At 71.3% G+C, this 6809-nt stretch carries 6 protein-coding genes; 4 read left to right on the top strand and 2 right to left on the bottom strand.

All coding sequences use genetic code 11. From position 1 onward, the window contains the following. The first annotated feature begins 187 nt into the window (after nt 1-187). From QMK28_RS19345 to QMK28_RS19335, 3 genes are all read left to right on the top strand, one after another. The gene (locus QMK28_RS19345; RefSeq protein WP_326439600.1) at nt 188-883 is read left to right on the top strand and encodes a GntR family transcriptional regulator; all 696 of its coding nucleotides are present in this window, start codon (nt 188-190) and stop codon (nt 881-883) included. Next, entirely contained in the window at nt 880-2199 is a 1320-nt protein-coding gene (locus QMK28_RS19340) for an MFS transporter (RefSeq protein WP_326439598.1), read from the top strand. The genes QMK28_RS19345 and QMK28_RS19340 overlap by 4 nt, the downstream gene beginning before the upstream one ends. Before the next feature lie 145 nt (nt 2200-2344). After that, nucleotides 2345-3058 carry a GNAT family N-acetyltransferase gene (locus QMK28_RS19335; protein WP_326439596.1) on the top strand — a complete coding sequence of 238 codons (714 nt, stop codon included), beginning with the start codon at nt 2345-2347 and terminating at the stop codon, nt 3056-3058. A 202-nt stretch (nt 3059-3260) separates the two neighbouring features. On the opposite strand, the gene QMK28_RS19330 is transcribed toward QMK28_RS19335, so the two are convergent. Continuing rightward, entirely contained in the window at nt 3261-4085 is an 825-nt protein-coding gene (locus tag QMK28_RS19330; protein ID WP_326439594.1) for a maleylpyruvate isomerase family mycothiol-dependent enzyme, read from the bottom strand. 208 nt (nt 4086-4293) lie between these two features. After that, on the bottom strand, nt 4294-4788 hold the full coding sequence (locus QMK28_RS19325; protein WP_326439592.1) for an LURP-one-related/scramblase family protein: 495 nt from the start codon (nt 4786-4788) through the stop codon (nt 4294-4296). A 65-nt stretch (nt 4789-4853) separates the two neighbouring features. On the opposite strand from QMK28_RS19325, the gene QMK28_RS19320 reads away from it, so the two are divergent. Next, a complete protein-coding gene (locus QMK28_RS19320) occupies nt 4854-6794 on the top strand; it encodes an NHL domain-containing thioredoxin family protein (RefSeq protein WP_326439590.1) in 1941 nt (646 codons plus the stop codon). Nucleotides 6795-6809: the final 15 nt, after the last annotated feature.

Here is a 6809-nt window from a genome sequence, read left to right as displayed (position 1 = left end):
TCCGCAACGGCACCTTCTACGAACCCCGCACCGCCAAGAACGTCGAACTCGCCGCATGAACCCGACATGGACGAATCATCACAAGACAGGCAGCTCGGGGTTGACGAAAGACATAGGGGCACCCCCCCGTCCGCATCGCGGACCCCCTCTCCCCACGTATACCTGTTGTATCTATGATGTGCGCATCATGAGTGCTGCCGTCGCCCCCGCGAAGATCGCCAAGCCCGTCAAGACCACCAAGCCCGCCAAACAGCCCCCCGCCGCCGAGCGCGTCTACTCCCACATCAAGCAGGCCGTCCTCGACCGCCGCTACGAAGGCGGCACCCTCCTGACCGAGGGCGACCTCGCCGAGGCCGTCGGGGTGTCGCGTACGCCCGTGCGTGAGGCGCTGCTGCGGCTGGAGGTGGAGGGGCTGATCAGGCTCTATCCGAAGAAGGGCGCGCTCGTGCTGGCGGTCTCCGCGCAGGAGATCGCGGATGTGGTCGAGACGCGGCTGCTCGTGGAGCAGCACGCGGCGCGCAAGGCCGTGCCGGCCGGGCCGGGGTTGATCGCGCGGCTGGAGGAGTTGCTGGAGGAGCAGAAGGCGCAGGCGGCGGCCGGGGATCTGGCGGCGTTGTCGGTCAGCGATCGGTGTTTTCACGCGGAGATCGTGCGCGACGCGGGCAATGAGATCCTCTCGCGGCTCTACGACCAGTTGCGCGACCGGCAGTTGCGGATGGGCGTCGCGGTGATGCACTCGCACCCGGACCGGATCGCGAAGAACATCACCGAGCACACCGAGATCCTCGAAGCGCTGCGGGCCGGTGACGCGGACGCGGCTGCCGCGGCCGTCCACCAGCACGTCAGTTGGGTGAAGCACCTGGCGCGGGGGGACGCCCGGTGAGCGTCACGGACTCCTCGCGTACGCACCTGCGGCTGCCCGGCGATCCGCCCGGCGGCCCGCGCGCGGCGGCTGTGTGGGGCATCGGCGTCGCCGTGTACTTCGTCGCCGTCACGTACCGGACCAGCCTCGGCGTCGCGGGGATCGACGCCGTCGAGCGGTTCCACATCAACGCGTCCGCGCTCGCGACCTTCTCGATCCTGCAACTGCTCGTCTACGCGGGCATGCAGATACCCGTGGGGCTGCTGGTCGACCGGGTGGGCACCAAGAAGATGCTGGCGCTCGGCGTGGTGCTGTTCACCATCGGGCAGTTCGGCTTCGCGCTGTCCCACTCGTACGGCATGGCGCTGGGCTCGCGCGCGCTGCTCGGCTGCGGGGACGCGATGACGTTCATCAGCGTGCTGCGGCTCGGCTCGCGCTGGTTCCCGGCCCGGCGCGGGCCGCTGGTCTCGCAGCTCGCGGGGCTGATGGGGATGGCAGGCAACCTGGTCTCGACGATCGTGCTGGCCCGGCTGCTGCACAGCGTCGGCTGGACGCCGACGTTCCTGGGCAGCGCCGTCGGCGGTGTGGTCGTGTTCGTTCTGGTGCTGGTGTTCCTCAAGGACCACCCCGAGGGCTACGCGCCGCCGCCGGTGCACCACTCCGGCGGCGCGTACGTGCGCAAGCAGATCGTCGAGTCCTGGCGCGAGCCCGGCACCCGGCTCGGGATGTGGGTGCACTTCACGACGCAGTTCCCCGCGATGGTCTTCCTGCTGCTGTGGGGGCTGCCGTTCCTCGTCGAGGCGCAGGGGCTCTCGCAGGCCATGGCGGGTGAGCTGCTGACGCTCATCGTGCTGTCCAACATGGCCGTCGGGCTGATCTACGGGCAGGTCATAGCGCGGCACAACGCCGCCCGCACCCCGCTCGCGCTCGGCACGGTCGCGGCGACCGCTCTCGCCTGGGGCACCGTGCTGGCCTGGCCGGGGCAGGCGCCGATGGCGATGCTGATCGTGCTGTGCGCGGTGCTCGGGGCCTGCGGCCCGGCATCGATGATCGGCTTCGACTACGCGCGGCCGGCCAACCCGCCGGAGCGGTTCGGCACCGCCTCCGGAATCGTCAACATGGGCGGCTTCACGGCCTCCATGTGCACCCTGTTCGCCGTCGGCCTGCTGCTCGACGCGACCGGCGACAACTACCGGATCGCCTTCGCCTCGGTCTTCGTCCTGGAGCTGCTCGGCATCACTCAGATCCTGCGGCTCCGCGCGCGGGCGCACCGGCTGGAGAGCGAGCGCATCGTGGCCAGCCGGGTCGAGACGGTGCATGTGCCGGCGACGGCGTAGGCGGAGGGGGAGAGGGAGAGGGAGAGGGAGAGGGAGAGGGAGAGGGAGAGGGAGGAGCGGCGGGAGCGGCGGGTGGGGCTCGTTGGCTGCCGGCCGTCCCGTAAATCGTTCGACGGCTCGGCGGTCGGTCCGGCAAGCTCCCGTCATGGAAGCTCACTGTCAGCACCATCGGGACCAGCAGCCCCGCCGTTGGCCTCTGTACGGGCTCCGGGTCAGCACGCCGCGCCTCGAACTGCGCCTGCCGGACCTCGAATTGCTCGACGAGCTGGCGAAGGTCGCCGCGGACGGCGTCCATGACGAGGCGTCCATGCCGTTCACCATCCCGTGGACCGTCGGCACCCCCGAGGAGCGCGGCCGGACCACCTTCCAGCACGTACTGAGCACCATCGCGAACTGGACCCCGCAGAGCTGGACGCTGAGCCTCGCCGTGCTGCGCGACGGCCGGGTCGTCGGGCGGCAGGACATGACGGCGGCCGACTTCGCGGTGACCCGCGAGGTGGACACCGGGTCCTGGCTGGGGCTCGCGCACCAGGGGCGGGGGATCGGCACCGAGATGCGCGCGGCCGCGGTGCACCTGGCGTTCGCGGGCCTGGGCGCACGGGCGGTGACCTCGGCCGCCATGACGGACAACCCGCGCTCGCTCGCCGTATCGCGCAAGCTCGGCTACCGCCCGGACGGCCTGACCGTGGCCTCCGTGCAGGGCACGGCCCGCACGCTGCAACGGCTGCGGCTGGATCGCGCGACGTGGGAGGCGGGGCAGCGGGAGGAGCCGGGGCAGTCCGGGGCGGCGGCTGCGAGCGGCGGAGTCCCGGTCCGGATCGCGGGCCTGGAGGCTTGCGGGCCGCTCTTCGGTCTCTGAGTCTCTGAGGGGGCCCGCTGGCGGAGAGGGCCCTGCTGGGGCCCGCTGGGGGACGGGCCGGGGCGGGACGGGGACGGCCGGCGGCGGCCGGAGCGGCGGACGGAGACGGGCTGCGGCGCGCGACCGTAGCCGCGTAGATACTGCCGTAGCCGTAGCCGTAGCCGTAGCCGTAGCCGTAGCCGTAGCCCGGCACCGGCTACCGCTACGGCGTCACCGCGAACACCCGCAGAATCGCTTCCGCCAGCGCCTGGTCCCCCTCCACCTTCACGTTCTCCGCGACCGCCGCCAGCTTGACCCGGCCGCAGGCCAGCAGGAAGTACGTCTCCCAGTCGAGGCTCAGCGTCGCCGCCGGGCCGAGTGAGGGGCTGCCGCTGACCGAGGCCCGGCCACCCGGGTCGACCCGTACCGTGCGCATGAACTCCAGCGCGCCGTGCACATCGAACACGACGGCCGAATCCGCGGCGGCGCCCGCGTCCTTGGCGACCACCTTGGGCAGCGCGGCGACCAGGAAGTCGCGCGTGACGAGCGCGCCCGGCGAGTCGAGGTTGCCCGGCCGGCCCAGCGCCCTGCGCAGGTCCTGCTCGTGCACCCAGACATCGAACGCCCGCATCCGCAGGGCGTGTTCCAGCGTCATCTGGGTGCCGAGCGGGCCACGCAGCATGAAGCTCGGCTCGCGGGACTCGTTCCGCAGCTGCCGGGAGCGGCGGATGATCGTGTACTCCAGCTCGGAGGTCATCTCCGGGGCGGTGTGGCAGCGTCTGACGTCGACGGGCACTTCGACGTACCGGGTCGTCTCGTCGACGACGTGGTAGAGGTCGCGCGGCAGCGTGTGGATCGGGCGCGGATCGCCGAGCATCTCGCACTCGACGCCGATGACATGGGACACGATGTCGCGGATGGACCAGCCCGGACAGTCGGTCCGGCGGTTCCACTCACCCTCGACGAGCGGCGTCACCAACTCGGATATCGCTTCGATGGAGTGGGTCCAGGCGTCGATGTAGGGCTGGATACTCGGGTGGACGGTCACGGAACCCCTCGGGCGGTGCGTACGCGGGCTGGGTGCTGTGCAGTCAAGTTACGCTCCGCACGGGCACCCCGGCAGTGCTTTGGTGTGACGATCGTAGGCCCGTGCCGCACCCGGGCGTAGGCCCCTGCCGAACCCGGGGCCGCTCCGCTCAGCCGTCCACCCGCTCAGCCGTTCCCGTCCACCCGCTCAGCTGACCCCGTGATCCCGCTCAGTCGTTCCCGTGATCCCGCTCCGCGAGCCGGATCACGCACACCGCGACGGCGATCATCAACGGCGCGTCGGCGTCCTCCCGTACGACGTTGACCGCGTAGGCGTCCCGGATCCGGAACCACTTCCGCGAGATGTGAGCGAGCAACTCGCCGTCGTACTCGACGCTGAACTCCCGGTCGAGGATCTTGCCGCTCACGTCCAGCTCGGTGCCGTCCACCAGCTCGACCCGGTAGTGGTTGCGGAGCAGCGAGAGCCGCTTCTTGCGGATCGTCGCGAGCCGCTCGTCGTCGCGCTCGATCTCCATCGCGTCGCGCAGGCTGAGCATCTTCTTGCGGATGGTGACGAGCACCCGGCCGGCCGGGTCCTTCAGCTCGAAGGTCTCGCGCAGCCGCAGCGCCTTGCCGTCCACGAGGAAGGTCTGCCGGCCGTGCTCGTCCTCGATCCAGTAGTCGTCGCCGAACCCGAAGATCTTGTCGCGCACCAGGTATTTCATGCTGCGAGCTGTTCCCGCCCGCCCCGCAGGAATGCGTACGCGGGAGGGTGATGTTGGATAGTGACATGGCTTCACGTGCACGCGTCCGCGCCCCCGAACTGATCGGCAAGGGCGGCTGGCTGAACACCGGCGGAACTGACCTTACCCTCGCTGACCTGCGAGGACGTATCGTCATCGCGGATTTCTGGACCTTCTGCTGCGTCAACTGTCTGCACGTCCTGGACGAGCTGCGCGAGCTGGAGGAGAAACACCGCGACACGCTCGTGATCATCGGCGTGCACTCGCCGAAGTTCGTCCACGAGGCGGAGCACGCGGCCGTCGTGGACGCCGTCGAGCGCTACGAGGTGCACCACGCGGTGCTCGACGACCCGGAGCTCGCGACCTGGAAGCAGTACGCCGTACGGGCCTGGCCCACCCTCGTCGTCATCGACCCCGAGGGCTACATCGTCGCCCAGCACGCGGGCGAGGGCCACGTGCACGCCATCGAGCAATTGGTCGAGGAGCTGGAGGCCGAGCACGCGGCGAAGGGCACGCTGCGGCGGGGCGACGGTCCCTATGCCCACCCGTCGCCCGACCACCACCCCTCAAGGAGCTTCGCGCCCCTGCCGATGGAGCCCGTCGCGACCGATCTCCGCTTCCCCGGCAAGGTCCTCGCGCTGCCCACGGGCAATTTCCTGGTCTCGGACACGACGCGGCACTCGCTGGTGGAGCTCGCGGCGGACGGCGAGACCGTCGTGCGGCGGATCGGCGCGGGGGAGCGCGGGCTCATCGACGGCGGCCCCGGCCTGGCCCGCTTCAGCGAGCCGCAGGGCCTCGCGCTGCTGCCGGACGGCACGGTGGTCGTCGCCGACACCGTCAATCACGCGCTGCGCGGCTACGACCCGGCCACCGGCGAGGTCACGACGCTCGCGGGCACCGGCAGCCAGTGGTGGCAGGGCTCACCGGCCGCCGGGCCCGCCCGCGAGGTGAGCCTCTCCTCGCCGTGGGACGTGGCCTGGTTCGCCGGCCGGCTGTGGATCGCGATGGCGGGCGTCCACCAGCTGTGGACGTACGACCCGGCGACCGCGACGGTCGAGGTCGCGGCGGGCACCACCAACGAGGGTCTCGTGGACGGCCCAGCGGCGCAGGCGTGGTTCGCCCAGCCGTCGGGGCTGGCCGCTACGGAGGACCGGCTGTGGGTCGCGGATTCCGAGACGAGCGCGGTGCGGTGGGTCGAGCGGGACCGCGAACAGGGCTCGGGCGATGCCCGCTCCGGTGATGCCCGCTCCGGCGACGGCTTCGTCGTCCGCACGGCCGTCGGCGCCGGACTCTTCGACTTCGGCCACCGCGACGGCGACGCCGAACAGGCCCTGCTCCAGCACCCGTTGGGCGTCACCGCGCTGCCCGACGGCTCCGTCGCGATCTCGGACACGTACAACCACGCGCTGCGCCGCTACGACCCGGCGACGGGCGAGGTCAGCACCCTCGCGACCGATCTGCGGGAGCCGTCCGGCGCGGTCCTCGTCGGCCAGGACATCGTGGTCGTCGAGTCGGCGCGACACCGGCTGACCCGGCTGCGGCTGCCCGAGCAGGCCGTACGGGTCGAGTCCGTCGCCCACCGCACGCAGCGCGCGGCCACCGACATCGCGCCGGGCGGGCTGCTGCTGGAGGTGGTCTTCCAGGCCCCCGCCGGACAGAAGCTCGATACGCGCTACGGGCCGTCCACCCGGCTGATCGTCAGCTCCACACCGCCCGAGCTGTTGGCGGAGGGCGCGGGGACGGGGACGGATCTGAGCCGTCAACTGGTCCTGCGGGAAGGGGCGTCGGAGGGCGTGTCGGAAGGCGTGACGGAGGGTGTGTCGGAGGGTGTGCTGCACGTTTCGGCGATGGCGGCCTCCTGTGACGACGACCCTGACAACCTCTACCCCGCCTGCCATATGCATCAGCAGGACTGGGGCGTTCCGGTCCGTGTCGTCGAGGGTGGCGTGGCGCGGCTGCCGCTCGTGCTGGCGGGGCTGGACGGCTGAGCGAGCGCGGTCCTG

Source organism: Streptomyces sp. H27-D2 (assembly GCF_035828615.1).
GTDB lineage: Bacteria > Actinomycetota > Actinomycetes > Streptomycetales > Streptomycetaceae > Streptomyces.
The sequence above is the reverse complement of the archived record's forward strand: the minus strand, read 5'-3'. Positions and strand labels throughout refer to the sequence as shown.

What these genes read in the sequence shown, in the direction of transcription:
- QMK28_RS19335 (WP_326439596.1), top strand. Translation starts at nt 2,345, where the DNA reads ATGGAAGCTCACTGTCAGCACCATCGGGACCAGCAGCCCCGCCGTTGG.
- QMK28_RS19345 (WP_326439600.1), top strand. Translation starts at nt 188, where the DNA reads ATGAGTGCTGCCGTCGCCCCCGCGAAGATCGCCAAGCCCGTCAAGACC.
- QMK28_RS19320 (WP_326439590.1), top strand. Translation starts at nt 4,854, where the DNA reads ATGGCTTCACGTGCACGCGTCCGCGCCCCCGAACTGATCGGCAAGGGC.
- QMK28_RS19325 (WP_326439592.1), bottom strand. Translation starts at nt 4,788, where the DNA reads ATGAAATACCTGGTGCGCGACAAGATCTTCGGGTTCGGCGACGACTAC.